At 59.2% G+C, this 26,918-nt stretch carries 19 protein-coding genes, 1 pseudogene and 1 riboswitch; of the genes and pseudogenes, 12 read left to right on the top strand and 8 right to left on the bottom strand.

The genetic code is table 11. The annotated features are described in order from the left end of the window. Nucleotides 1–29: 29 nt before the first annotated feature. Nucleotides 30–653, top strand: a complete 624-nt coding sequence (locus tag IAI51_RS08355; protein WP_187678028.1) for an SOS response-associated peptidase — start codon at nucleotides 30–32, stop codon at nucleotides 651–653. Nucleotides 654–668: 15 nt separating this feature from the next. Here IAI51_RS08355 and IAI51_RS28190 read toward each other — a convergent pair whose 3' ends face one another. Both IAI51_RS28190 and IAI51_RS28185 read right to left on the bottom strand, forming a co-directional pair. Continuing rightward, nucleotides 669–1,412: a methyl-accepting chemotaxis protein gene (locus tag IAI51_RS28190; RefSeq protein ID WP_401271746.1), complete on the bottom strand. Its 744-nt coding sequence runs from the start codon at nucleotides 1,410–1,412 to the stop codon at nucleotides 669–671. Nucleotides 1,413–1,523: 111 nt separating this feature from the next. Continuing rightward, a pseudogene (locus tag IAI51_RS28185) lies at nucleotides 1,524–1,721 on the bottom strand (HAMP domain-containing protein); the annotation flags it as partial. Between the two features lie 1,351 nt (nucleotides 1,722–3,072). Between IAI51_RS28185 and IAI51_RS08345 the strand changes: the two are divergent. Further along, entirely contained in the window at nucleotides 3,073–3,891 is an 819-nt protein-coding gene (locus IAI51_RS08345) for a M48 family metallopeptidase (RefSeq protein WP_187678026.1), read from the top strand. 67 nt (nucleotides 3,892–3,958) lie between these two features. On the opposite strand, the gene IAI51_RS08340 is transcribed toward IAI51_RS08345, so the two are convergent. From IAI51_RS08340 to IAI51_RS08330, 3 genes are all read right to left on the bottom strand, one after another. Then, nucleotides 3,959–4,543 carry a TMEM165/GDT1 family protein gene (locus IAI51_RS08340; RefSeq protein ID WP_187678025.1) on the bottom strand — a complete coding sequence of 195 codons (585 nt, stop codon included), beginning with the start codon at nucleotides 4,541–4,543 and terminating at the stop codon, nucleotides 3,959–3,961. Nucleotides 4,544–4,632: 89 nt separating this feature from the next. After that, nucleotides 4,633–4,755, bottom strand: a riboswitch (yybP-ykoY riboswitch). Between the two features lie 51 nt (nucleotides 4,756–4,806). Then, nucleotides 4,807–5,805: a class I SAM-dependent methyltransferase gene (locus IAI51_RS08335; protein ID WP_187678024.1), complete on the bottom strand. Its 999-nt coding sequence runs from the start codon at nucleotides 5,803–5,805 to the stop codon at nucleotides 4,807–4,809. A 32-nt stretch (nucleotides 5,806–5,837) separates the two neighbouring features. Then, entirely contained in the window at nucleotides 5,838–6,803 is a 966-nt protein-coding gene (locus IAI51_RS08330; RefSeq protein WP_187678023.1) for a 2-hydroxyacid dehydrogenase, read from the bottom strand. Nucleotides 6,804–6,894: 91 nt separating this feature from the next. Between IAI51_RS08330 and IAI51_RS08325 the strand changes: the two genes are divergently transcribed. The 5 genes from IAI51_RS08325 to IAI51_RS08305 all read left to right on the top strand — a co-directional run bounded on the left by IAI51_RS08325 (nucleotide 6,895) and on the right by IAI51_RS08305 (nucleotide 15,879). Beyond that, on the top strand, nucleotides 6,895–7,524 hold the full coding sequence (locus IAI51_RS08325; RefSeq protein WP_187678022.1) for a LysE family translocator: 630 nt from the start codon (nucleotides 6,895–6,897) through the stop codon (nucleotides 7,522–7,524). Nucleotides 7,525–7,669: 145 nt separating this feature from the next. Next, nucleotides 7,670–9,352 (top strand): fatty acid--CoA ligase, encoded by a 1,683-nt coding sequence (locus IAI51_RS08320; protein WP_187678021.1) that lies wholly within the window; start codon nucleotides 7,670–7,672, stop codon nucleotides 9,350–9,352. Between the two features lie 336 nt (nucleotides 9,353–9,688). Then, entirely contained in the window at nucleotides 9,689–11,578 is a 1,890-nt protein-coding gene (locus IAI51_RS08315) for a DUF1302 domain-containing protein (protein WP_187678020.1), read from the top strand. A gap of 27 nt (nucleotides 11,579–11,605) precedes the next feature. Further along, complete coding sequence (locus IAI51_RS08310) at nucleotides 11,606–12,970, top strand: DUF1329 domain-containing protein (protein ID WP_187678019.1); 1,365 nt, start codon at nucleotides 11,606–11,608, stop codon at nucleotides 12,968–12,970. 176 nt (nucleotides 12,971–13,146) lie between these two features. Continuing rightward, nucleotides 13,147–15,879 (top strand): LuxR C-terminal-related transcriptional regulator, encoded by a 2,733-nt coding sequence (locus IAI51_RS08305; RefSeq protein ID WP_187678018.1) that lies wholly within the window; start codon nucleotides 13,147–13,149, stop codon nucleotides 15,877–15,879. An 84-nt stretch (nucleotides 15,880–15,963) separates the two neighbouring features. Here IAI51_RS08305 and IAI51_RS08300 read toward each other — a convergent pair whose 3' ends face one another. Then, a complete protein-coding gene (locus tag IAI51_RS08300) occupies nucleotides 15,964–20,067 on the bottom strand; it encodes a M10 family metallopeptidase (RefSeq protein ID WP_187678017.1) in 4,104 nt (1,367 codons plus the stop codon). A 202-nt stretch (nucleotides 20,068–20,269) separates the two neighbouring features. Between IAI51_RS08300 and IAI51_RS08295 the strand changes: the two genes are divergently transcribed. Together IAI51_RS08295 and IAI51_RS08290 are read left to right on the top strand one after the other, a co-directional pair. Further along, the gene (locus IAI51_RS08295) at nucleotides 20,270–20,914 is read left to right on the top strand and encodes an MBL fold metallo-hydrolase (RefSeq protein WP_187678016.1); all 645 of its coding nucleotides are present in this window, start codon (nucleotides 20,270–20,272) and stop codon (nucleotides 20,912–20,914) included. Between the two features lie 116 nt (nucleotides 20,915–21,030). Then, nucleotides 21,031–21,762 carry an OmpA family protein gene (locus IAI51_RS08290; protein WP_150616353.1) on the top strand — a complete coding sequence of 244 codons (732 nt, stop codon included), beginning with the start codon at nucleotides 21,031–21,033 and terminating at the stop codon, nucleotides 21,760–21,762. Between the two features lie 255 nt (nucleotides 21,763–22,017). On the opposite strand, the gene IAI51_RS08285 is transcribed toward IAI51_RS08290, so the two are convergent. Continuing rightward, the gene (locus IAI51_RS08285) at nucleotides 22,018–22,452 is read right to left on the bottom strand and encodes a YhcB family protein (protein ID WP_187678015.1); all 435 of its coding nucleotides are present in this window, start codon (nucleotides 22,450–22,452) and stop codon (nucleotides 22,018–22,020) included. A gap of 144 nt (nucleotides 22,453–22,596) precedes the next feature. Here IAI51_RS08285 and IAI51_RS08280 point away from each other — a divergent pair, with 144 nt between their 5' ends. From IAI51_RS08280 to zapE, 3 genes are all read left to right on the top strand, one after another. Further along, a complete protein-coding gene (locus IAI51_RS08280) occupies nucleotides 22,597–23,226 on the top strand; it encodes an alpha/beta hydrolase (RefSeq protein WP_187678082.1) in 630 nt (209 codons plus the stop codon). A 24-nt stretch (nucleotides 23,227–23,250) separates the two neighbouring features. Beyond that, nucleotides 23,251–24,606, top strand: coding sequence for a tryptophan--tRNA ligase (locus tag IAI51_RS08275; RefSeq protein ID WP_187678014.1), 1,356 nt, complete (start codon nucleotides 23,251–23,253; stop codon nucleotides 24,604–24,606). A 90-nt stretch (nucleotides 24,607–24,696) separates the two neighbouring features. Then, nucleotides 24,697–25,791: a cell division protein ZapE gene (zapE, locus tag IAI51_RS08270; RefSeq protein ID WP_187678013.1), complete on the top strand. Its 1,095-nt coding sequence runs from the start codon at nucleotides 24,697–24,699 to the stop codon at nucleotides 25,789–25,791. Nucleotides 25,792–25,868: 77 nt separating this feature from the next. On the opposite strand, the gene IAI51_RS08265 is transcribed toward zapE, so the two are convergent. After that, nucleotides 25,869–26,765 (bottom strand): GlxA family transcriptional regulator, encoded by an 897-nt coding sequence (locus IAI51_RS08265; protein ID WP_187678081.1) that lies wholly within the window; start codon nucleotides 26,763–26,765, stop codon nucleotides 25,869–25,871. Nucleotides 26,766–26,918 lie beyond the last annotated feature (153 nt).

Below are 26,918 nucleotides of genomic sequence, written 5' to 3'. Positions count from 1 at the left end.
TTCGTTTTATTTGTGAGACGTGTTGCCCCATGTGTGGACGTTATGCCCTGTTTCGCTGGAACCGCGACTTCGCGGCGCTGCCAGGTTTTCCCGCCGATCAACTGGCGCAGTGGAACATTTCCCCCAACGATTCGGTGTTGATGCTGCGTGCCGGTGAAGATGGCGAACGCACTCTGGCCCGTGCGCGCTGGGGGCTGACGCCGCCGTGGCTGACCGATCTGTCGCGTACCCCGGCCCACGCCCGGGCGGAAACGGTGGCCGAGCAGCCGATGTTTCGTGAAGCCTTGCGTCTGCGTCGTTGCCTGCTGCCGGCCAACGGTTTTTATGAATGGCGCGGGACCCAGCGCAAGCGCCCGTACTGGCTGACGCCGGGTGAGGGCTCTTCGCTGTTTTTTGCGGCGATCTGGGAAGCGTATCCGGTGCAGGAGCAGGTGTGGCTGAGCACGGCGGTGATCACTCAGTCAGCGGCCAGTCAGCGACGACCGTTGATTCTGGATGAGGCGGGGCAGGCGGCCTGGCTCGATCCCGAGACGCCGCTGCATACCTTGCAGGCGCTGCTGGCCAGTGAACCCGCCGCGTTGCGCGAGCGGGTGTTGGCGAATCTGGTGAATGATCCGAAGCTCAATGGACCGGAGTGTTTGACTCCGGGGTGAGGGGCTCTTCGTTTTTCAGACCTTGAACTGATTGATCAACCGTCGCTGTTGCTCCGCCAATTTGGTCAGATCGGCACTCGCCGAACTCGACTCATCCGCGCCGCCCGCCACTTCATTGGCCACTTGCCCGATATTGATCACGTTGCGGTTGATGTCATCGGCGACCGCACTCTGCTCCTCGGCCGCACTGGCAATCTGCGTGTTCATGTCATTGATCACCGACACTGCCTGAGTAATCGTCTCCAGCGCCTCGGCCGCTTTTGCCGCGTGCTGCACGCTTTCGTCGGTGCGATTCTGGCTGTCTTCCATGACCCGCACCACGTCGCGGGTGCCTTGTTGCAGTTGCTGAATCATGGACTGGATTTCTTCGGTGGCTTTCTGGGTCTTCTGCGCCAGATTGCGCACTTCGTCCGCGACCACGGCAAAACCACGACCCTGTTCCCCGGCGCGCGCCGCCTCGATGGCCGCGTTAAGCGCCAACAGGTTGGTTTGCTCGGCAATCCCGCGAATCGCGGTAAGGATCGCGTTGATGTTCTCGCTGTCCTTGGCCAGTGTTTGCACCACGTCCACAGCCTTGCCGATTTCCACAGCTAGCACGCCAATCGAATTCGAAGTATCACGGACGATCTGCATGCCCTGGCTGGCGGCCTGATCGGCATGACTGGCGGCTTGCGCAGCCTGGGTCGCATTGCGCGCGACGTCCTGCGCGGTAGCGGTCATTTCGTGCACGGCAGTGGCGACCTGCTCGATCTCGGCCATTTGTTTCTGTATGCCGATGTTGGTGCGAATCGCGATGTCGGCCGTGTGTTCGGAAGAATCACTGACGCTCTGCACCGACGTCACCACTTGCGTGATCATCGCCTGCAACTTGCTCAGGAAAGTGTTGAAGCCCTTGGCGATCGAGCCCAGTTCATCGCTGCGATCACTGCTCAAACGACGCGTCAGATCACCTTCGCCCTGAGCGATGTCATCCAGCATGGCGACCATTTGCTTCAGCGGTCGGGCGATGCCGTGGCCCACCAGCCAGATCACCAGCAGGCCGATGCCGGCAATGATCAGGCCGACCATGGCCATGCCGAAGGTGTCGGATTTGCGCTGGGCGTCGAGGTCGGCCTGCAGTTTCTGCAAGTCGGCCATCACCGCGTCGAGCGGCAGTTGCAGCATCAGCGTCCAGCGTGCGTCGGTCTGGCCGATGCCGAACGGCAGGTACAGTTCGATCCGGCCCTTGTCCTTGTCGACGGAGTAGGTGACTTCGCCGCGCTTGAGATTGGCCATGTTGGCGATCTGCTCGGCGTCGAGAATGTCGCTGACCTTCTCGCCGAATTTGCTCGGGTCCTTGGTGTAGGCAACGATCCGCCCGTTGCTGCCGACCAGGGCCATTTGCCCGGCGCCGCTGTACAGCTTCTGGTTCGCAGCGAGGAGCATTTCCTGAATGAAGTTCACCGACAGGTCGGCGCCAACGATGCCCTGGAACGCGCCGTCGAGCATGATCGGTTCAATAAACGAGGCGAGCATGACGATCTTGTCGCCGACCTTGTAGGGCGCCGGATCGATCACGCAGGATTTTTTACTCTCTTTCGAGCACAGGTAGTACTCGCTGGCACGCACGCCGGTGGACAGGACTTTCTGGTCGTCGACGTCCACCAGTTTGTCCAGGCCCAGGGTGCCGTCGTCATTGCGGAACCACCATGGCAGGAAGCGCCCGTTGGCCGAATCGATACCGACTACGCTAGTGCCGACGTAGGCTGCGTCATTGTGGTCCAGTGCGTTTTTTTCCCAGCCGATGTAAGTACCCAGAATCTTCGGGTTCTTTTCGACGTTTTCTTTGATCAGGCTGATCAGTTGCTCACGGCTGACGGTCAGTCGCGGCTGGCCATCGGCACCCGGCGCGCCGAGCAGGGCATTGACCCGCACCAGCCCACCGGCAATCAACAACGGCGCTTCGAGTTCGCGCTGGATCTGGCTGACCTGGGTCTGCGCCAGCGAAGTCAGGCGCTGTTCGATGACTTGCTCGAACTGGGCCTGAGTGCGCTGCTGCACCATCTCTTGGGTGCGGGCGCCGGAGAACAGCGCATATAACACCAGCGCGGCGACCACGCTGAGAACGATGGCGCCGGCCAGAGCGGCAACGGAAAACTGGATCGACTTGAACTTCATGGGAGCTCCGCACGCAAGAGGACGTCTGCGCTGTTGTATCGGCAGCGGGCAATGAGCCATGAGTGGTGCAAGGCGTGATCAGGCGGGGATGTCGCAAATGGATCGGTATGCGACGTAGTTGCCGGGGCTTGCCGGTCGCTGTGAATTTTTTACGACAGCGCGGGTGGGAAACTTCTGAAAGTCGGTGCAACACGTCCGTTGTATCTGGCGCCGATACAATTACCCGCCTACGATACGCGACAGGTTTTCAGGGAGCTTTTTAATGAACAAGACATTGGTTGTAAGTGCACTGAGCGCAGCGCTGTTGCTGGCCGGTTGTCAGTCGGTCAACACCACCAGCGGCGGCGCCGTGGGCGTGGAGCGCAAGCAGTACATGTTCAGCATGCTGTCCTCGCAAGAGGTCGACCAGATGTATGCCCAGTCGTATCAGAAGACCGTCGGCGAAGCATCGAGCAAAGGCGTGCTGGACAAGACCAGCCCGGAAGCCAAGCGGGTTCAGGCCATTGCCAACCGCCTGATCGCCCAGGCGCCGAACTTCCGTCCGGATGCCGCTCAGTGGAAATGGGAAGTCAATCTGATCAAGAGCGATGAGCTCAACGCCAACTGCGGCCCCGGCGGCAAGATCATTTTCTACACCGGGCTGATCGACAGCCTGAAACTGACCGACGATGAAATCGCCGCAGTCATGGGCCATGAAATCGCCCACGCCTTGCGCGAGCATGGTCGTGAAGCGATGTCCAAGGCATACGGTATGGAGATGGCCAAGCAGGGTGCGGGTGCTTTGTTTGGCTTGGGTCAGGACAGCCTGGCGCTGGCCGACACCGTGGCCAACTACGGCATGACCTTGCCTAACAGCCGTGCCAACGAAAACGAAGCCGACCTGATCGGGCTGGAACTGGCCGCCCGTGCCGGATACAACCCGAACGCGGCGATCACCCTGTGGAACAAGATGAGCAAGGCCTCGGAAGGTTCGCCACCGGAGTTCATGAGCACTCACCCGGCGTCGACCAGCCGTATTGCTTCGTTGCAGGCGGCGATTCCGAAAGTCATGCCGCTGTACGAGAAAGCACCGAAGTCCTGAGTCGGACTTAGCCTAGAGGTGGTGATCGTTCCCACGCTCTGCGTGGGAACGAGCGGTGTTGGCATGTTTAAACCCAGCCACTGCTCTGCATCGCCTTGTACACCGCAACGATCGCCAGAATCAGGAATGCCGAAGCCGCCAGGCGACGGATCAGGGTCAGCGGCAGTTTGTCTGCGGCAAAGTTACCCGCCAATACCACCGGCACGTTGGCAATCAACATGCCCAGGGTGGTGCCGATAATCACCAGCCACAACTCAGGATATTGCGCCGCCAGCATCACCGTGGCGATCTGCGTCTTGTCACCGATTTCCGCAAGGAAGAACGCGATCAGCGTGGTCAGAAACGGTCCGAACTTGCGCGCGGTGCTCGCTTCATCGTCATCCATCTTGTCCGGGACCAGTGTCCACAGCGCAGTGGCAGCGAAGCTCGCGGCGAGAATCCAGTGCAGCACCGAATCCGAGAAGAAACTGCCGAACCAGGCACCGACCGCACCGGCTGCTGCGTGGTTGGCCAAGGTCGCGGCGACAATCCCGGCAATGATCGGCCAGGGTTTGCGGAAGCGAGCGGCGAGAATCAGCGCGAGCAGTTGCGTCTTGTCGCCGATTTCGGCCAAGGCAACGATTGCGGTGGGAACGAGTAACGAGTCCAGCATCAGGATTTTCCTAAGGGGCGGGTCGACACGGCTATGACACGTACAGCCTTCCCGCCCCGGGTAAGGTGTGCGTGTCATAGGTCTTGTCAAACCCTGCGATCCGTCTGGTGCGGACGCTTGGGTCGCATACGCCATGATCTGAGGATCAAGTATGTTGACGTATGCCGGACGAGCTTGGCGCTCGTGGGAGACTACTCCCCTAGGACGGAGCGGATTCTGCCTAGGCAAATCCGATAGAGCAAGCCTCTTTTTGAAAAGAAACTTCAGCCGCGTTTGGCCCGGTAAATCCGGAAGCCATTGCCTTCGGCCTTGATCGCACAGACCCCAAGATGCTCTTCGATCAGTGGTTGATACTTCAGGAAACTGTTCGCGACCAAGCGCAGTTCGCCGCCGTTTTTCAGATGTTTGGCCGCTTTTCGCAGCAAATTTTCGGTAGCGAAATAGTCGGTATGCACGCCGACATGGAACGGGGGATTGCTCAGAATGGCGCTCAAACCCATGGGCGCCGCATCGATCCCGTCGCCGGTCAGCACGTCGGCTTCCAGACCGTTGGCCGCCAAGGTCAGACGGCTGCTGGCGGCGGCAAACGCGTCGACGTCGAGCAATGTCACCTGATTGTGCGGATAGCGACGTTTGACCGCAGCGCCCAATACACCTGCGCCACAACCGAAGTCGAGCAAATGACCGCTTGGCAGTTTGTCCAGATGCTCCAGCAGCAAGGCACTGCCGCGATCCAGTCGACCGTGGCTGAACACACCCGGCAGGCTGATGACTTTCAACGGGCCTTCGGCCAGCGGCAATTCATAGGTTTGCGCCAGACTTTCCAGCGATTTGGCTTCAGGGGCATTAGCGACCGTCACTTGCCACAGTTGGCAGTGACGTGCGCTGTCGAGTTTACGTGGCTTGCCGAACGGGTTGAGTTGCTTGGAGGCGCCTTCGATGCCGCTGCGTTTTTCCCCGACCAGAAACACTTCACGACCGGCCAGACGTGCGGCCACGGCGTTGAGGACGTAATCGGTCAGGTCCTTGGACTTGGGCAAAAACACCACAGTGCTGTCGAACGCGCGCTCGGGAATGTTCACACCAAAATGGCTGCGGCCTTCGAAGCGAGAGTCGAGCGCGGCTTGGTCGCCGGCGTGCCAGCACCAGCCAAAGGCGTTGGGCAGGCGCCCGAGCAAATCGTCGGCAGGCAAGCCTGCCAACAACAGTGAACCCTGAAATAACTCGGCCTGACGAAGCAGTACTTCACTGCGCGGATCCATAACTGCTCCTCAAAAAAAAGTGCCGCAGTTTATCAACTGACGACCCGTAGCGCCTTACCGCTGAAGAACGCCTGGGCGTTTTCGGTCAATTGGCCAACGATGCGCTGCCGGGCTTCGCGACTGCCCCAAGCGTTGTGCGGCGTGACGATAAGGCGCGGAATGTCGGCGGCCAGCAGCGGATTACCTTGGGTTGGCGGCTCGACGCTGAGTACATCAGTAGCAGCGCCGCCGAGATGACCGGCGCGCAAGGCATCGGCCAAGGCTTGTTCATCAATCAATCCGCCACGGGCGGTGTTGACCACGAACGCGCCGGGCTTCATTGACGCCAGTTCGCGGGCGCCGATGAAGTGGCGGGTGTGCTCGTTGAGCGGGCAGTGCAGGGTGAGGGCGTCGATTTGTGGCAACAGTTCATCCAGCGGCAGGCGATCCGGCCGGGCAGGGCGTCCCGGAATCTGCCCGAGCAACACGCGCATGCCGAAGGCTTCAGCCAACCGTGCGACGGCGCCGCCCAACTCACCATGACCGAGCAGCCCGAGGGTTTTGCCTTCCAGTTCAACAATCGGGTAGTCGAGCAGACAGAACTGTTTCGCCTGCTGCCAGCGGCCTTCACCGACGGCTTTCTGGTAATCGGCCAGGCGTGTAGCGAGGTTGAGCAACAGCATGATCGTGTGTTGCGCCACCGACGGGGTGCCATAACCCTGACAGTTGCATACGGTGATGCCATGGGCGCGAGCAGCCGCGAGATCGACGTTGTTGGTACCGGTGGCGGTGATCAGGATCAGTTTCAGATCCGGGTTGGCGGCCATGGCGGCGGCGTCGATCTTGATCTTGTTGGTGATCGCAACTGTTGCGCCCCGCAAGCGTTCGGCCACTTGTTCCGGCAGGGTCTGGGCGAACAGTTGCAGGTCGCTGAAGCAGGTGCGCAACGGGCTGAGGTCGAGATCGCCAAGATCCAGCGAAGGGTGATCGAGGAATACGGCGCGGCGCGGGTTCGTCATCAACTGTACCTTTTGTGCGTTGAACGGAAGGCGTAATCTGCCGAGCCTACCAGATGAAACAAAACGTTACGCTTGGCCGAAAGGAGCCCCCATGTACTGGACCGAGTTCTTGACCGTTGCATTGATCCACCTGCTGGCCGTCGCCAGCCCCGGCCCGGACTTTGCCGTGGTGGTGCGCGAGAGCGTGACCCATGGTCGCCGCGCGGGCACATGGACGGCACTGGGTGTCGGCACGGCGATTTTCCTGCATGTGGGTTATTCGCTACTCGGCATCGGCCTGATCGTGTCGCAGTCGATTGTCCTGTTCAACGCTTTGAAATGGGCGGCTGCCGCATACCTCGTGTATATCGGCTTCAAGGCCTTGCGCGCGCAACCGGCGAAAACCGTCACCGACGATTTGCACAAGGAAGCGGGTGTTCGCACAGCGCGTGGTGCCTTCACCTCGGGTTTCGTGACCAATGGTCTGAACCCGAAAGCCACGCTGTTTTTCCTGTCGCTGTTCACCGTGGTGATCAATCCGCACACGCCGCTATCGGTGCAGGCCGGTTACGGCGTTTATCTGGCTGTCGCGACGGCCGTCTGGTTCTGCCTGGTGGCGATGCTGTTCAGCCAACAACGCGTACGCGCCGGTTTCGCCCGCATGGGCCACTGGTTCGACCGCACCATGGGTGCGGTATTGATCGCTCTCGGCGTGAAAATCGCGTTTACCGAGATGCATTGAGCGATAGAAAAGCGGCAAATGCTGGCGCAAAGCTAGCATTTGTACGGCTGTGCAAATCATTCCTTCGGCTGATTTGACTGGCGTATAAGCGATCTAGAGTACAAAACTCTTCGCCTAACACCGTGCAGTCAGAAAAGGGATTCTTATGTTGCAGACTCGCGTCATTCCCCCGGCCGATGGGGCTTACCAGTATCCATTGCTGATTAAACGGCTGTTGATGTCCGGCGCCCGTTACGAGAAAACCCGCGAGATCATCTACCGTGACCAGTTGCGCTACAGCTATCCGACCCTGATCGAGCGTGTCGCAAGGCTGGCCAACGTGCTGACGGCTGCCGGAGTCAAGGCCGGTGACACCGTGGCGGTGATGGACTGGGACAGCCATCGTTACCTGGAATGCATGTTTGCCATTCCGATGATCGGCGCGGTGATCCACACCATCAATGTGCGTCTGTCGCCGGAACAGATTCTCTACACCATGAACCACGCCGAGGACCGCTTTGTGCTGGTCAATAGCGAGTTCGTCGGGCTGTACCAGGCCATCGCGCCGCACCTGACCACGGTCGACAAAACCCTGCTGCTGACCGACCTGCCGGAAAAAACCGCCGAGCTGCCAAATCTGGTCGGCGAGTACGAGCAACTGCTGGCCGCAGCCAGTCCGCAGTACGATTTCCAGGATTTCGACGAAAACTCGGTCGCCACCACGTTCTATACGACCGGCACCACCGGCAACCCGAAAGGCGTGTACTTCACCCATCGGCAACTGGTGCTGCACACGATGGGCGTGTCGACGATCATGGGCTCGATCGACAGCGTGCGCCTGCTCGGCACCAACGACGTGTACATGCCGATCACACCGATGTTTCACGTGCACGCCTGGGGCCTGCCTTACGTGGCGACCATGCTTGGGCTCAAGCAGGTTTACCCGGGACGTTACGACCCGGAGTTTCTGGTGGAGCTGTGGCGCAAGGAGAAGGTCACATTCTCCCATTGCGTGCCGACCATCCTGCAAATGCTGCTCAACGCCAAAGGTGCGCAGGGCAACGATTTTGGCGGCTGGAAAATCGTCATTGGTGGCAGCGCACTCAATCGCACCTTGTATGAAACCGCCAAGGCTCGCGGCATTCAGCTCACCGCCGCGTACGGCATGTCGGAAACCGGGCCGCTGGTCTCATGTGCGCACCTCAACGATGAGTTGATGGCTGGCACCGAAGACGAACGCACCACTTATCGGATCAAGGCCGGTGTGCCGGGGCCGCTGGTGGAAGCTGCCATCGTCGATGCTGAGGGCAACTTTCTCCCGGCGGACGGCGAGACTCAGGGCGAGCTGGTGCTGCGCGCACCGTGGTTGACCGAAGGCTATTTCAACGAGCCGCAGAAGGGCGCCGAGCTGTGGGCCGGCGGTTGGCTGCACACCGGTGACGTTGCGACGCTCGACAGCATGGGCGTGATCGACATCCGCGACCGCATCAAGGACGTGATCAAGACCGGTGGCGAGTGGATCTCTTCGCTCGACCTCGAAGACCTGATCAGCCGTCATGTGGCGGTACGCGAAGTAGCAGTGGTGGGCATCGCCGATCCGCAGTGGGGCGAGCGCCCGTTTGCCCTGCTGGTGATCCGCGAAGGTCATGAAATCGGGGCACGTGAGCTCAAGGAACACCTCAAGCCGTTCGTCGAACTGGGGCACCTGAGCAAGTGGGCGATTCCAAGCCAGATTGCCGTTGTTACGGAAATTCCCAAGACCAGCGTTGGCAAGCTCGACAAGAAGCGCATCCGCCTCGACATCACCGAATGGCAGGCCAATAACAGCACCTTCCTCTCGACACTTTAAGTGTCTCTGGCGCGCCGAAAACGGCGCGCCAGACCCACCAAGCAAGCGCTTGGCTTGTGAAATCGAAAAAATCAGCCATCCTTGCCGTGCCGACATCTGTCGGACTGGCGAAAGGACTGTTCCAGAGTGGTTGGCGGCTGCAAATCACACTTTAGAGGGATCAAGCAGTACCACCTGCTGGCTATAGTCCGCTCAAGGATTTTTAAGAACGGGGCACACGCACAAAACGGGGCGATGCATTTTTGGAGTGACATCGGACAGCCGTTGGCATCCGGTCCTTCAGACGTTTTTAAAAGTACTCACTGCCATAACAATAATGCACATGGAGTAGCGTCGATGACCTCAGTAAACCAGTTCTGGCGCCGGGCGAAACTGCCTCTGGCGGTCAGTCTTGCCTCCTCGCTCGCCGGGCCTGCATTCGGCGTCAGTTTCAACGTCGGTGAAATCGAAGGCCAGTTCGACTCTTCCCTGTCGATCGGTGCCAGTTGGTCTACTCAGAGCCCGAACAAGAACCTCATCGGCGTCAACAACGGCGGTCAGGGGCTGTCGCAGACTTCCGACGACGGCCACGCCAACTTCAAGAGTGGCGAAACCTTTTCGAAGATCTTCAAGGGTATCCATGACCTTGAATTGAAATACGGCGACACCGGCGTGTTCGTCCGTGGCAAATACTGGTACGACTTTGAACTCAAGGACGAAAGCCGCGAGTTCAAGGACATCAGCGATTCGGGTCGCAAAGAGGGCGCCAAGTCGTCCGGCGCGCAGATCCTCGACGCCTTCGTCTACCACAACTACTCCATCGCCGATCAGCCGGGTTCCGTGCGTCTGGGCAAGCAGGTGGTGAGCTGGGGTGAAAGTACCTTCATCGGCGGCGGCATCAACTCCATCAACCCGATCGACGTGTCTGCATTCCGTCGTCCGGGCGCCGAAATCAAGGAAGGCCTGATCCCGGTCAACATGTTCTACGTGTCCCAGAGCCTGACCGAGAACCTCTCGGCCGAAGCGTTCTATCAGCTTGAGTGGGACCAGACCGTCGTCGACAACTGCGGCACGTTCTTCTCGCAGCCGGACATCGTTGCCGACGGTTGCAACGACAACCTGCGGGTGCTGAACAAGCGTTCACAAATCCCGGCCATCGCTTTGGGGCCGTTGGCTGCCAACGGTGTCAACGTAGACCAGGAAGGCGTTCTGGTGCGTCGTGGCCCGGATCGTGATGCCCGTGACAGCGGTCAGTGGGGCGCGTCCCTGAAGTACATGTTCGAGCCACTGGATACCGAGTTCGGCGCGTACTTCATGAACTACCACAGCCGTGCGCCGATCTTCAGTGCCACCGGTGCGCCACAGTCGGTCTACAACACCGCAGCGTCTTTGCCAGGACCGTTCGCTGCCCTCGCACCACTGCTGGTGGCGGGTAACTCGAATTACTTCATTGAATACCCGGAAGACATTCGCCTCTACGGCCTGAGCTTCTCCACCACCTTGCCTACCGGTACGGCGTGGAGCGGTGAAATCAGCTATCGCCCGAACGCACCGGTGCAACTGAACTCCACCGATATCCTGTTCGCCGGGGTACGTCCGCTGGGCGGCGCGCTGACCAACGCTTCGTTGCTCACTGGCGTTCCTGGCCAGGATCTGCATGGCTACGAGCGTAAGGAAATCACCCAACTGCAAACGACCTTCACACACTTCTTCGACCAGGTCATGGGCGCCAGCCGTCTGACCCTCGTCGGTGAAGTCGGCGCGACCTACGTCGGCGGGCTGGAAAGCCGGTCCGACAAGCGTTATGGCCGCGATCCGGTGTATGGCCCGGGTGAGTTGCCGGCCACGGGTACCACCAACACCTGCGCCAACATCCTCAATGCCAGCACCATCAATGGTGCCGGGCCGGGCTCGCCGCAGAACAACCGCAGCCGCAATTGCGACAACGACGGCTTCACCACATCGATGTCGTGGGGCTACCGCGGTCGCGCCATCTGGGAATACAACGACGTCTTCGCCGGCGTGAACCTCAAGCCTAACGTGGCTTGGTCGCACGACGTCAGCGGCTACTCGCCAGGCCCTGGCGGCAACTTCGAGGAAGGTCGCAAAGCCGTCAGCCTGGGCGTCGATGCCGAGTACCAGAACACCTACACCGCGAGCCTGGCTTACACCAACTTCTTCGACGGCAAGTACACCACCGTGGATGACCGCGACTTCGTTGCGCTCAGCTTCGGCGTGAACTTCTAAGCACTGCATTTCAGGACGAACGAATTTATGAAAATAACAAAGAGTCTGTTCCACGCCGGTGTTCTGGGCCTGTCGCTGCTGGCGACCAGTGTCATGGCCGCAGTGCCTGCTGCCGAAGCCGACAAGTTGGGCAAGAGCCTGACCCCGATGGGCGCCGAAATGGCCGGTAATGCCGACGGTTCGATTCCGGCCTGGAAGCCGCTGCCGAAGAATGCCGGCAGCGTCGACAGCAAAGGTTTCCTGTCCAACCCGTACGCCAGTGAACAGCCGCTGTTCACCATCACCGCGAAAGATGCCGACAAGTACAAGGATAAACTTGCACCGGGCCAGTACGCGATGTTCAAGCGCTACCCGGAAACCTTCAAAATGCCGGTGTATCCGTCCCATCGCGGCGCCACCGTGCCGGATGAGGTGTTCGCCTCGATCAAGAAAAACGCCACGACCACCAATCTGGTGTCCGGTGGCAACGGTCTGGAAAACTTTGAAACCGCCGTACCGTTCCCGATTCCGAAAACCGGTGTGGAAGTCATCTGGAACCACATCACCCGCTATCGCGGCGGCAGCGTGACCCGTCTGGTGACCCAGGCGACGCCACAGCCGAATGGCTCGTACAGTCTGGTGTACTTCCAGGACCAGTTCGTGTTCCGCGACAAGATGAAGGACTACGACCCGAAAAACCCGGGCAACATCCTGTTCTACTTCAAGCAGAAAGTGACCGCGCCGGCACGTCTGGCCGGTGGTGTGCTGCTGGTACACGAAACGCTTGACCAAGTTAAAGAACCACGTTCGGCGTGGGTCTACAACGCTGGTCAGCGCCGTGTGCGCCGTGCGCCACAAGTGTCTTATGACGGGCCGGGTACGGCGGCGGATGGCCTGCGGACCTCCGACAACCTCGACATGTACAACGGTGCGCCGGACCGCTACGACTGGAAGCTTGAAGGCAAGAAAGAGATGTACATCGCCTCGGACAGCTACAAGCTCGACGATCCGAAGCTGAAGTACTCCGACATCATCAAGGCCGGCCACATCAACCAGGATCTTGCGCGTTACGAGCTGCGTCGCGTCTGGCACGTGGTGGCGACCCTGAAGGAAGGTCAGCGCCACATCTACGCCAAACGTGACTTCTACATCGATGAAGATACCTGGCAGGCCGCGGTAATCGACCATTACGACGGTCGCGGTCAACTGTGGCGCGTAGCCGAGGCACACGCCGAGAACTACTACGACAAGCAAGTGCCGTGGTACGCGCTGGAAACCCTCTACGACCTGCAGTCCGGCCGCTATCTGGCACTGGGCATGAAGAACGAAGAGAAGCAGGCGTATGACTTCGGCTTCACCGCCACCACCAGCGACTTCACCCCGGCCGCTTTGCGCCAGGACGGTGTTCGCTAATCCGCAGTGAATCCGAGGCCGCATCCTCGTGAAAACGCCCCGACTGGTTCGGGGCGTTTTTTTGTCTGTAGCTTTTTTGTAGCCATTTGTAGCGGCAACCTTCATAACCGGTTCGATTAAGGCTAGTCTGCGGACATCTGCAACGCCGCCAACAGCAATTCGAACAAGAGCCGGCCATGACTGATCTGTCCCCACTTCCGGGTCCCGCAAGCGTTGCCGTCGCGGCACTGGACGGGCGTTTTTTTCGCCCGCCATTACCCGACGGATACGTGCTGCGACCCCGCCTTTGCGAGCGCCTGCAAGCCGGACTCGGTGGACGACTGTTGCTGGTCAGCGCCCCGGCCGGGTTCGGCAAGAGTTCGCTGGCGGTGGAGTTCTGCCAGAGTCTGCCGGCACACTGGCAAAGTCTCTGGCTGGGTTTGAGCCCGCGCGACAGCGACCCCGGACGCTTTCTCGAGCGCTTGCTTGAAGGTCTGCAGGACTACTTTCCGCAATTGGGCAGTCGTGCACTTGGCCTGCTGAAGATGCGTCAACGCCATCAACCCTTTGCCTTCGAAGAGTGGCTCGACGGTCTGCTCGATGAGCTGACGCTGCACCTCGATACGGCAACCCCGTTGCTGCTGGTGCTCGACGATTACCATCTCGCCCAAGGGCCGGTGCTCGACCGGTGCCTGCAATTTTTCCTCAATCATTTGCCCGATGGCTTGCTGGTGATGGTCACCAGTCGGCAGCGCCCGGACTGGCATCTGGCGCGTTTACGTCTTTCGCGGCAATTGCTCGAACTGCATGAGCAGGATCTGCGCCTGACCCACGATGAGGCCTTGACGCTACTCGATCGCCACAGCACGTCTTTGCGCGGCGAAGCCCTGGAAAACCTCATTCAGCGCAGCGAAGGCTGGGTCGCCGGGCTGCGCTTCTGGCTGCTGGCGGTGTCCGAGGCCGGCAGCGACGCGGCGTTACCGCAAGCGCTGAACGGCGGGGAAGGGCTGATCCGCGACTATCTACTCGAAGAAGTCATCGATTGCCTGCCCGCCGAGGTGCAGGCGTTTCTCTACGACACTGCACCGCAAGAACGCTTTTGCAGCGAACAGTGCGACGCGGTGCGCGAAGCTCACGACAGTGCCGAAATTTTGCGTTTCCTTTTGGCGCATCAGGTGTTTCTGGTGCCGCTGGACGAACACGGGCACTGGTATCGTTATCACCATCTGTTTTCTGATTTGTTGCGCAGCCGGCCGATTGCCCAGGCGATGGTGCCGACCGCCACCCTGCATTTGCGCGCCTGTCGCTGGTTCAATGCCCAAGGCTTGCTCGACGAGGCAGTGGAGCAAGCCCTGCGCGCGGGTCACCTTGATGTAGCGGCGAATCTGGTACAGAACCTCTCCGAAGAACAGCTGCTGGCCGAGCAAAACGTCGGCATGCTGCTGCGCTGGAAAATGGACTTGCCTGACAGCCTGCTGATCAGCACGCCGCGACTGATCGTTTTGTACAGCTGGGCGCTGGGGCTGGCCTGCCAGCTCGACGCAGCTGAAGAGTTGTCCAGTCACTTGAGCCGTTTCCTGCCGGCGCCGTCCGCCACGGCGCAAAGGTCGATGCTGGCGCAATGGCTGGCGCTGAGCGGCATCATTGCCCGTGGCCGCGGCCATCGGGAACTGACCCTCAGGTATTGCTCAGAAGCTCTTGAGAGTCTGCCGGCCAAGCGTTATGGCCAGCGATTGATGTGTTTGTCGACCTTGTCCAATCTGGCGATTGCCGACGGTGATCTGTGGCGCGCTCGCGGGCTGAACCGCGAATCCCTTGAGCTGGCGCAACGCGTCGGCAATCCCTTGTTCGAAGCATTGGCGCACTACGACCGTGCCCGTGTCTTGCAAGCGCGCGGCGAAATCCTGCGCTCACTGGATGAAGTGCATCAGGGCCTTGAGCGCTTGCGCGGCCTGTCGCCGCAACGGTTGTATGCGGTGCGCGCGCGGCTGACGCTGTACGAAGGTTTTCTACTGGCGATGCGCTTGCAGCCGCAGGCCGCACGTGTGCGCTTATTGGCCGGGATCGGTGAAGCGCGAGCCTGCCGCGATATCAGCGTATTGATCGGCCACTGTGTGATTGCGCGTCTGGACGGCGCCAGCGGCGAATTCGCCAAAGCCTTCGCCGAACTCGCCGAAGCCGAACGCCTGATGCACATCTGGGACGTACCGCCGATCTACTATCTGGCGATGATCACCCTGGTTAAATGTGAGCTTTGGCTGGCGCAAGGCCGTACCGATCTGGCCGAAGCCTGGCTGGCGCGGCTGGGCCAGACTTACACGGGCGAGCTTGCAGCGGCGCCACCGGAATTTCATCCACAGTTGCCGTTGCACGTTGAACTGCAACAGGCGTTGCTCGATGTGATCAAAGGGCAGCCGATGCTCGCCGAAGGGCGGTTGAATGTGCTGCTGGAAAACGGTCAGCAAACCGGTCGGCAGTTGCTGTGTGTAATGGCGCTGGCGCAGAAGGTCACCTTGTTACTGGGCACTGGCCGCGAACCGGAGGCGCGCAAGGCGTTGAGTCAGGCGCTGGAAGCCGCAGCGGGTGGCGTTCTGCAACCGTTTGATGCGTTGATGAAAGGGCACGCCGACTGGTCGCGTGGGCAGTTGCAGGTTTCACTGACATTGACAGGGCAGCAATTGCTGGAGCACTTCCCCCCAGCCGCACCGCGTTCAGTCGTTGAATCCGGTCCCGCTGAACAGCTCAGCAGCAGGGAGCTTGCGGTGTTACGCCTGATCGCCCAAGGTTGCTCAAATCAGGAAATCAGCGAGCAGTTGTTCATTTCGCTGCATACCGTGAAAACCCATGCCAGCCATATCAACAGCAAACTGGCGGTCGAGCGGCGAACTCAGGCAGTGGCGCGGGCCAAAGAATTGGGGTTGTTGGCATAGGGATAAACAACGTGCAAAAAAACACCCCGCCTTGGCGGGGTGTTTTCATTTTGCCTGTTCCAATCTGCTTGCAGAGCAGAAAGGTCAGACCAGTACGTCGTTCGCGCTGAGAGCGTTGACACCCACCAGTTGCACTTCAAAGTACCCCCCTGCGATTGGGTCCAGGTTGCCCGACAGGACCTGATCCACGAAGCGTAGTTGCCCGGTTCCAGTGAATTCATTAGCACCAATGAACGTCATGTGCTGGATACCGAGGGCCATCGGATCTGCATCGAAACCGGAGAAATCGATCTTGTCGCCTTCCAGCGCATTGAAGTCGGCGACGACGTTATGCGAGGAACCTCCGCCAAATTCGAATCCCTGCATGATCATATTGTTGAAGGTAAAGCTGTCGGCCCCTGTACCGCCATTCAACGTAGTGTTTCCCCAGCCGCCATACAGTTTGTCGTTACCCTCTGCGCCGAACAGTTTGTCGTTACCGGCATAGCCGATGAGTACGTTGTTACCGGAGTTACCGGTCAGGACGTTATCGAGATTGTTGCCGAGCAGGGTCAGGTCCGTGTTGCCGAGCATTGTGCCGTCTTCGACGTTTTCCGCGAGGGAGTAGTCGACCGAGGTTCGGATGAGGTCGTGACCGCCATTGAGGGGCGATTCAAACACAAGATCATTGACGTTATCCACAATGTAGGTATCGTCGCCGCTCTCGCCAATCATGCGATCGGCACCGAAACCGCCCGACAGGATGTTGTTGCCATTGTTGCCGTGCAGGGTGTTATCCAGGTCGTTGCCGGTCATGTTCAGGTTGGCGTCGCCAAGCATCTGGCCGTATTCGACATTGTCCGACAATGTGTAGTCGACACTGGTGAAGATGGTGTCATCACCTTCGTTGGCGAGTTCAATGACGACGTCGTTGATGTTATCGACGTAGTAGGCGTCGTAGTTATCGCCGCCGATCATGGTGTCGGCCCCGAGACCGCCATCGATGTAGTTTATGCCGGAATTGCCCCGGATCACGTTGTCCAAGGCGTTGCCAGTCAACGTCGCGTGATCATTCCCGATCAACGTCAAGTCTTCGACATTGGCGGTAAGGGTATAGCTGATACTGGTCCTGACCAGGTCATGACCTTCGCCAACCTGTTCGGTCACGATATCCGAATAGTTATCCACAATGTAGATGTCATCACCGGCGCCGCCAATCATGGTGTCTGCGCCCAGACCACCATCTAGGACGTTGTTGCCAATGTTGCCGGTCATGCGGTTGTTCACTGCATTGCCAGTGCCATTGAGGTCGGCACTGCCGATCAGGATCAGGTTTTCGACGTTAGCGCCGAGGGTGTAGTTGATGGACGAGAAGACCCGGTCGAGTGCAGTCAGCGAGGCATCGGTTTCGATGACGACATCGCCGACGTTGTCGACGTAATAGGTGTCGACGCCATCGCCACCGATCATGGTGTCAGAGCCGAGCCCGCCGTCGAGCGTGTCGTCACCGGCTCCACCGTCGAGGACGTTACTGCCGTCGTTGCCGGTCATGTAGTTGTTGGCCGCGTTGCCGGTGCCATTGATATTGGCATTGCCGGTCAGCTCCAAGTTCTCCAGATTGGCGGCCAGGGTCCAGTTGATCGACGAACGCACGGTGTCGATCTCACTGGCCTGGGTACTGGTTTCAATGATGATATCGCCAGCGTTGTCGACGACGTATGTGTCGTTGCCTAGGCCGCCGATGAGTGTGTCAGCGCCGAGACCTCCGTCGAGAACGTTATTGCCGTCGTTGCCGGTGATGCGGTTGCTGACCGCGTTGCCGGTACCGTTTAGATTGGCGTTGCCGGCCAGGATCAAATTCTCGACGTTGGCGGCTAGGGTGTAGTCGATGGACGAGAATACCCGGTCGAGTGCAGTCAGCGAGGCATCAGTTTCGATGACGACATCGCCGACGTTGTCCACGTAATAGGTGTCGACGCCGTCGCCGCCGATCATGGTGTCGGCGCCGAGACCGCCATTTAGAGTGTTGGCTGCAGCGTTACCGGTCAGGGTGTTGTTCAGCTCGTTGCCTGTGCCGTTCACTGCACTGCCGGTCAGAACGAGGTTTTCCAGATTGGCACCCAGTTTCCAATCCAGCGCGGAGCGAACGGTGTCAATCTCGCCAATCAGGGTGCTGGTCTCAGTCACGGTGTCACCGACGTTGTCGACGATGTAGGTGTCATTGCCCAAGCCGCCGATCATGGTGTCGGCGCCGATGCCACCGTCGAGGACGTTATTGCCATCGTTGCCGGAGATGCGGTTGCTGACCGCGTTGCCGGTGCCGTTGAGGTTGGCGTTACCGGTCAGGATCAGATTCTCGACGTTGGCGCCGATAGTGTAGTCGATGCTGGAGAACACGCGGTCGAGCGCGGTCAGCGAGGCATCGGTTTCGATGACGACATCGCCGACGTTGTCGACGTAATAGGTGTCGACACCGTCGCCGCCGATCATGGTGTCGGCGCCAAGGCCGCCATTGAGCGTGTTGGCCAGGGCGTTGCCGGTCAGCCGGTTGTCCCGTTCGTTACCGGTACCGTTTATGGCATTACCTGTCAGGATCAGGTTTTCGACGTTGGCGGCTAGGGTGTAGTCGATGGACGAAAATACCCGGTCGAGTGCAGTCAGCGAGGCATCAGTTTCGATGACGACATCGCCGACGTTGTCCACGTAATAGGTGTCGACGCCGTCGCCGCCGATCATGGTGTCGGCGCCGAGACCGCCATCTAGAGTGTTGGCTGTAGCGTTACCGATCAGGGTGTTGTTCAGCTCGTTGCCTGTGCCGTTCACTGCACTGCCGGTCAGAACGAGGTTTTCCAGATTGGCACCCAGTTTCCAATCCAGCGCGGAGCGAACGGTGTCAATCTCGCCAATCAGGGTGCTGGTCTCAGTCACGGTGTCACCGACGTTGTCGACGATGTAGGTGTCATTGCCCAAGCCGCCGATCATGGTGTCGGCGCCGATGCCACCGTCGAGGACGTTATTGCCATCGTTGCCGGAGATGCGGTTGCTGACCGCGTTGCCGGTGCCGTTGAGGTTGGCGTTACCGGTCAGGATCAGATTCTCGACGTTGGCGCCGATAGTGTAGTCGATGCTGGAGAACACGCGGTCGAGCGCGGTAAGCGAGGCATCGGTTTCGATCACGACATCGCCGACGTTGTCGACGTAATAGGTGTCGACACCGTCGCCGCCGGACATGGTGTCGGCGCCGAGGCCGCCATCAAGCGTGTTGTTCAGCGCGTTGCCGGTCAGGATGTCGTTAAACGCAGAACCGATTGCGTTCTCGATCTTGGCCCCGTAAGCAATCGCCAGCCCGTCATTGATAGCTGTCTGGTTATTGTAATCAATGAACGCCTTGCCGATCTGGCTGTACGCGCCTTCGTTAAGGTTGATACTGACGGGGGCGAGTTGATTGCTGCCATCGATCGTGTCGTTGCCACCGCCATCCCAGATGGTTTCGAAAATCGACTGGTTGGCCCCCCACTTGTAAACGGTGTCACCCGCCTGCCACGCCATGTTGGCGCCGTACAGGCTCTGGATTGCGATGATGTCCAGCACCATTGGTGTGGTCGGCTGGTAGGAATAGTTGCTGTTGTAGCTCATCACTGTGAAGTGAACATCGTCGAGCGTGGAGTCCAACAGAGTCTTGTTGGTTGCGCTGGTGTCGAAAGGATGCTTGAGGCCCAGCGCATGACCGATTTCATGCACAAACGTCAGGTAGTCGTAGCTGCCTTTGCCCGGGTTCGCATCGTTGGTTTGCGGGCCAATCCAGACATCTCCGGCTACCGGAGTATTGGAAGGAAAGTAAGCCCAGGCAGCGGTCTTGTCGTCCATCAACCGATAGCCACCAAACCGCATGTCACCCACGTTGCTGATGGTGTCGGTGGTCAAGGTGAAGTTGATGTTGGCAACAGCGCTCCAGGCTCCCAGCGCACTGGTGACAGCCGTTTTCTGCCCCGCAGTCAGCTCATACAGTGCGTTGTATTCGTTGTCGGGACTGTAATCGATAACGAAATACGACGTGACCGGTGCCATGAAGCTGTAGCTGAGGTTGGTAGGCCCGGTCGGACTCCAGTTGGCCCCCACCCAATATGTACCGGATATAAGGCTATCAACTAGGGCATTGCCCGTCAGCGTGGAAGGCAAACTGAAGGAGTAAGTCTTGGGCGTTGGCATGGAATTTCCTGAGTACTTTGCGGCCCTTCCTGAATGCGACCGCTACAAAAAATGCGATTTTGCACCAAGGGCAATATATTTGACATCATTTGGCCATTATATTTCTGATCAATGGCGCCAAATAACTGACCGGGCGATCTGTATCGGCATGTGAAGTAGAATCCTGAAACAAACAACATCGCCGTTCGTCCAGGACTTCCCCATGTCTGTTCCCCACGCAAGACTCATCCGCGAAACCTTCCCCGTAGGCCCGCTCCAGTGCAACTGCACCATTATCGGCGACCCCATCACCAAGAAAGCCATCGTCGTCGACCCGGGCGGCAACCCCGATCTGATCATGGCCCGCCTCGATGCCTTGGGCTTGAAAGTCGTCAGCATCATCCACACCCACGCCCATCTCGATCATTTCCTCGCGTCCGGCCAGATGAAAGAAAAAACCGGCGCAACGCTGCATCTGCACAAAGAAGATCAGTTCCTGTGGGACAACCTCGAGATGCAATGCCAGATGTTCGGCGTGCCTTACGTGCCGGTGCCATCGCCCGATCGCTGGTTGAGCGATGATGAAGAACTCGCTTGCGGCTGCGGCGTTGCCCTGCACACGCCGGGTCATACGCCAGGTTCCATGAGCTTTTGGTTTTCCGAGGCTAAGCTGTTGATTGCCGGCGACACGCTGTTTCGTCGCGGGGTAGGGCGCACGGATTTGTGGGGCGGCGATCAGGCGACCATCGTGCGATCGATCAAGCAGCGGCTATATACGCTGGATGAAGACGCGACGGTAATTGCCGGGCATGGTCCGGACACGCGTCTGGGCGATGAAATGCGCGAGAACCCGTTTGTACGGGCCTAAATATTTTGTCACGAGTGCCCGGTGGAATTTTTGCGCATAGTCACGATCAAACGCCCGCAGAGGTTTATTGCCAAACGGCCGCTGCACCACAGAATGCAGAAACGTAGGAGCTCTTCATGTTCACCAAGCGTCGTTTGATTATTGTCGCTACTGCCGTGGCCTTGCTGTCCGGATGCGCCTCGCCCAACCCGTATGACAATCAGGGTCAGGCCGACGGTGGGTCCCAAGGCATGAGCAAAACTGCCAAATACGGTGGCCTCGGCGCTCTGGCCGGTGCACTGGCCGGCGCTGCTATCGGTCACGATAACCGTGGCAAGGGTGCCTTGATCGGTGCGGCCGTGGTCGGTGCTTCGGCGGCCGGTTACGGTTACTACGCCGACCAGCAGGAGAAAAAACTGCGCGCCAGCATGGCCAACACCGGCGTTGAAGTGCAGCGTCAGGGCGATCAGATCAAGCTGATCATGCCGGGCAACATCACTTTCGCTACCGATTCGGCGAATATCGCGTCGAGCTTCTACCAGCCGCTGAACAACCTGGCCGGCTCGTTGAAAGAATTCAGCCAGAACCAGATCGAAATCGTCGGCTACACCGACAGCACCGGCAGCCGCCAGCACAACATGGACCTGTCCCAGCGCCGTGCGCAGAGCGTGGCGACTTACCTGACCTCGCAAGGTGTCAGTGGCGCCAACCTGTCGGCCCGTGGCGCCGGCCCGGATAACCCGATTGCCAGCAACGGTGACGTCAATGGCCGTGCGCAGAACCGTCGCGTTGAAGTCAACCTCAAGGCGATTCCGGGTCAGCAGTATGGTGGTCAGCAGCAGCCGGGTACGGTTCAGCAGTATCCGTAACTGGATGTCTGAATGAAGAAATGCCCGATCCTGGTGATCGGGCATTTTTTTGTGTTCTGTACGCGGTCTCCCTGTAGGAGTTGCGAGACGCTGCGATCTTTTGATCTTGATCTTTAAAAACAGGATCAAAAGATCGCAGCCTCGTTTCACTCGACAGCTCCTACAGGAGGTCAGGTTGTCCGCGAATGAGCAGGCACAAAAAAGCCCCCGGACAACCGAATTGTCCGGGGGCTTTTTGTTTTCAGCGAAGACTGATTACTTCTTCAAACCATATTGCTCATCAAGCATGCCCGGCGAGTTCGGCGTCTTCGGAGCGTAGTCGCGCGGTGGCTCTTGATCGCGCGGGGGCGTCAGGCGTTCGCGTGGTGCCACCGCCGCGTCGGCGTGCAGGGCGGCGATCAGGCGCTGGCGGGTCTGCTCGTCCAGGGCCAGACGATTGGCGCCCTCGGCGAGATGATCCTGCACTTCCTGATAGCTCTGGGTCAGCTTCTTGACCAGCATTGCGGTGCTGTTGAAGTGAGTGACCACCTCGTTTTGATAACTGTCGAAACGCTCCTGGATATCATCCAGTTGACGCTGCGTACGGCTCGGCGCGGCGTTCGGCGCAACGCGCGCGATCAGGAATCCAATGGCGACACCCACAACCAGGGCAAGAGTCGGTAACAACCAAACTAAGAGCGAGTGTTCCACGAGTCCTTCCTCTATAAACGGCTTTGCTTTACGTTAACGGCTCGAACCTGCGCTGTATACCGCGATTCACTCGCAATAGATTGGCACAGACAATTTGCTAGACGAGTCGACCCGATTCGAGGTCACGGAGTTCCTTCCTTGCTGATGCGTGAAACCCCTGTAGTGATTGACGGCCCGGTGGGTCAACTTGAGTCTCTGTACCTGGATAACGAGCAGCCGCGCGGCATCGCGCTGATCTGCCATCCGAACCCGGTGCAGGGCGGCACCATGCTCAACAAGGTCGTCTCGACCCTGCAGCGCACCGCGCGTGACGCGGGCCTGATCACCTTGCGTTTCAACTATCGTGGCGTCGGCGCCAGCGAAGGGGCACACGACATGGGCACCGGCGAAGTCGATGACGCTCAAGCCGTTGCTGCCTGGCTTCGGGAAAAACACCCGGATCTGCCGCTGACCCTGTTCGGTTTCTCCTTCGGCGGATTTGTTGCAGCAAGTCTCGGTGGCCGTCTCGAAGCCCAGGGTGTGCAGCTCAAGCACCTGTTCATGGTCGCGCCGGCGGTGATGCGTCTGGGCGAACAGGATCAACTGCCGCAACTCGGCGAGTTGACTCTGATCCAGCCGGAAACCGATGAAGTCATCGATCCGCAACTGGTTTACCAATGGTCTGAAAAACTCCAGCGCCCCCATGAGCTGCTGAAAGTGGCAGAATGCGGACACTTTTTTCATGGCAAGTTGACCGATCTCAAGGATCTGATCCTGCCGCGTCTCTCGAATTGATTGCAGTCTGACAAGCGATTACCCATGACGAACCGTACCCGCATCCTTACCGGCATCACCACCACCGGCACGCCGCACCTGGGCAACTACGCCGGCGCCATCCGCCCGGCGATCCTCGCCAGCCGCGACAGCAATGCCGATTCGTTCTACTTCCTGGCCGACTACCACGCCCTGATCAAATGCGATGACCCGCTGCGCATTCAGCGCTCGCGTCTGGAAATCGCCGCGACCTGGCTGGCCGGTGGTCTGGATGTCGACCGCGTGACCTTCTACCGCCAGTCCGATATTCCGGAAATCCCCGAGCTGACCTGGTTGCTGACCTGCGTTGCCGCCAAGGGCCTGCTCAACCGCGCCCACGCTTACAAAGCGTCTGTGGATAAAAACGTCGAGACCGGCGAAGACCCGGATGCCGGCATCACCATGGGCCTCTACAGCTACCCGGTACTGATGGCCGCGGACATCCTGATGTTCAACGCGCACAAGGTGCCGGTGGGGCGTGACCAGATTCAGCACGTGGAAATGGCCCGTGATATCGGCCAGCGCTTCAACCACCTGTTCGGTCAGGGCAAAGAATTCTTCACCATGCCCGAAGCGCTGATCGAAGAAAGCGTGGCGACGTTGCCGGGCCTGGACGGTCGCAAGATGTCGAAGAGCTACGACAACACCATCCCGTTGTTCTCCAGCGCCAAAGAGATGAAAGACGCGATCTCGCGGATCGTCACTGACTCGAAAGCGCCGGGCGAAGCCAAGGATCCGGACAACTCGCACCTGTTCACCCTGTTCCAGGCGTTCTCGACGCCGGCGCAGTCGGACGAATTCCGCAGCGAACTGCTGGGCGGTCTGGGTTGGGGCGAGGCGAAGAATCGCCTGTTCCAGTTGCTCGACAACGAACTCGGCGAGTCTCGTGAGCGTTATCACCAATTGATCGAGCGTCCGGCGGATCTGGAAGACATCCTGCAGATCGGCGCGAAAAAGGCCCGTGCCGTGGCGACGCCGTTCCTCAACGAGTTGCGCGAAGCGGTTGGCCTGCGTTCGTTCGTCAATCAGGTTCAAGTGGCCGCGACCACCAAGAAGAAAGCCGCGAAAGCCGCACGCTTCGTCAGTTTCCGTGAAGACGACGGCAGTTTCCGCTTCCGTCTGCTGGCGGTTGATGGCGAGCAACTGCTGCTGTCGCGCAACTTCGCTGATGGCAAAGCGGCAGGGCAGGTGACCAAGCAATTGCAATCCGGTCAACCACTGGACGTGCGCAGCGAAGACCTGAGCTTCAGCGTGTGGCTGGAAGGCCAGTGTGTCGGCGACAGCCCGGTGTTCGCCGACAGTGCAGCACGGGACGCGGCCATCGAGGCCCTGCGCATCGCACTGACACCGGTTCAGGAATAATCAGCGGCTCGGCCCGACCAAGGGCTGATTGCCATTCCCACGGGCCGTCGCTACAGTGACGGCCCGTTTTTGTTGCCTTGCTAACGAATTATGACGCCCCTAGAACGATACCAAGCTGATCTGAAACGCCCGGACTTCTTCCATGACGCCGCGCAGGAAACTGCTGTGCGTCATTTGCAGCGCCTGTACGAGGATCTGATCGCCGCCGATCAGAACAAGCCCGGCCTGTTGAGCAAACTGTTTGGTAAAAAGGATCAGACGCCGGTCAAGGGACTGTATTTCTGGGGCGGCGTGGGTCGCGGCAAGACTTACCTGGTCGACACCTTCTTCGAAGCGCTGCCGTTCAAGGAAAAGACCCGCACGCACTTCCACCGCTTCATGAAGCGTGTGCACGAAGAGATGAAAACCCTCGGCGGCGAGAAAAACCCGCTGACCCTCATCGCCAAGCGTTTTGCGGCGGAATCGCGGGTTATCTGCTTCGATGAGTTCTTCGTTTCCGACATCACCGACGCCATGATTCTCGGCACACTGATGGAAGAGCTGTTCAAGAACGGCGTAACCCTGGTCGCAACGTCGAACATCGTTCCGGACGGCCTGTACAAGGACGGCCTGCAACGTGCGCGCTTCCTGCCAGCCATCGCGCTGATCAAGCAGAACACCGAGATCGTCAACGTCGACAGCGGCGTTGACTACCGTCTGCGTCACCTCGAACAGGCGGAGTTGTTTCACTATCCGCTCGACGAAGCCGCTCACGAAAGCCTGCGCAAGAGCTTCAAGGCACTGACACCGGAATGCACGGCGGCGGTGGAAAACGATGTGTTGATCATCGAGAACCGTGAAATTCGCGCGCTGCGTACCTGTGACGACGTGGCCTGGTTCGACTTCCGCGAACTGTGCGACGGCCCGCGTAGCCAGAACGACTACATCGAACTGGGCAAGATCTTCCACGCCGTGCTGCTCAGCGGTGTCGAGCAGATGAGCGTCACCACCGACGACATCGCTCGTCGCTTCATCAACATGGTCGACGAGTTCTACGACCGCAACGTGAAGCTGATCATTTCTGCGGAAGTCGAGTTGAAGGATCTGTACACCGGCGGACGTCTGAACTTCGAGTTCCAGCGTACGCTGAGCCGTTTGCTGGAGATGCAATCGCACGAATTCCTGTCCCGGGCGCACAAGCCTTAAACGGATTTCGGCAAAGAAAAAGGGCCTGCATTTGCAGGCCCTTTTTTGTGCGCTGAAGATCAAAAGATCGCAGGCCTTTACGCCGCCTGCTGAAACTGCTGCCGATACTGGTTCGGTGACAATTCGGTGTGCTGGCGGAACAGTCGCGCAAAGAAACTCGCATCGTCGTATCCGACTTCATAACTGATGGTCTTGATGCTCTTGCGGCTTCCCGACAGCAAGCCTTTCGCCGTCTCGATGCGCAGTCGTTGCAGGTAATGCAACGGCTTGTCGCCGGTCGCGGTCTGGAAGCGGCGCATGAAATTGCGAATGCTCATGCCGTGTTCGCGGGCGACGTCTTCGAAACGGAACTTGTCGGCAAAATGCTCTTCGAGCCAGTGCTGGATCTGCAGGATGATCACGTCCTGATGCAGCTTCTGTCCGCCAAAACCGATGCGCCCCGGCGAATAACTGCGCTGCACTTCGTAGAGGATGTCGCGGGCCACGGCCTGTGCGACGTTGGCCCCGCAGAAGCGCTCTATCAAGTAGATGTAGAGGTCGCAGGCCGATGTGGTGCCGCCGGCGCAGTAGAGGTTGTCGGCGTCGGTCAGGTGTTTGTCCTGATTGAGGAACACCCGTGGGAAACGCTCGGCAAACGCATTGAAGAAGCGCCAGTAGGTGGTCGCTTCCTTGCCGTTGAGCAGGCCGGCCTCGGCCAGCCAGAACACTCCGGTGGCTTCGCCGCACAGTACCGCGCCGCGAGCATGTTGCTCGCGCAGCCACGGCAGGATCTGTGGATAACGGCTGCAAAGCGTATCGAAATCGTCCCAGAACGCCGGAAGGATAATGACGTCGGCATTTTCCAGGCCGCCGTCGACCGGCATGACCACGTCGCTGAAACTGTTCACTGGTTTGCCGTCGGGGCTAACCAGGCGTGTTTCGAACGCCGGAGTCAGGCCGTGGCCCAGTTGTTTACCGTAACGCAGGCTGGCCAGATGGAAAAAATCCTTGGCCTGCATGAGAGTGGATGCGAAAACCCGGTCGATCGCCAGGATGCTGACGCGCCGCAAGGGCGTGGAGACTTGCTTAGACATAATTCAACTTTTGTTTTGTTTTTATAAGGGAAAGTGGTCACCAGACGGCTGGAT

The organism is Pseudomonas sp. N40(2020) (assembly GCF_014472415.1).
GTDB lineage: Bacteria > Pseudomonadota > Gammaproteobacteria > Pseudomonadales > Pseudomonadaceae > Aquipseudomonas.
This window is presented reverse-complemented; position numbering and strand designations above follow the sequence as displayed.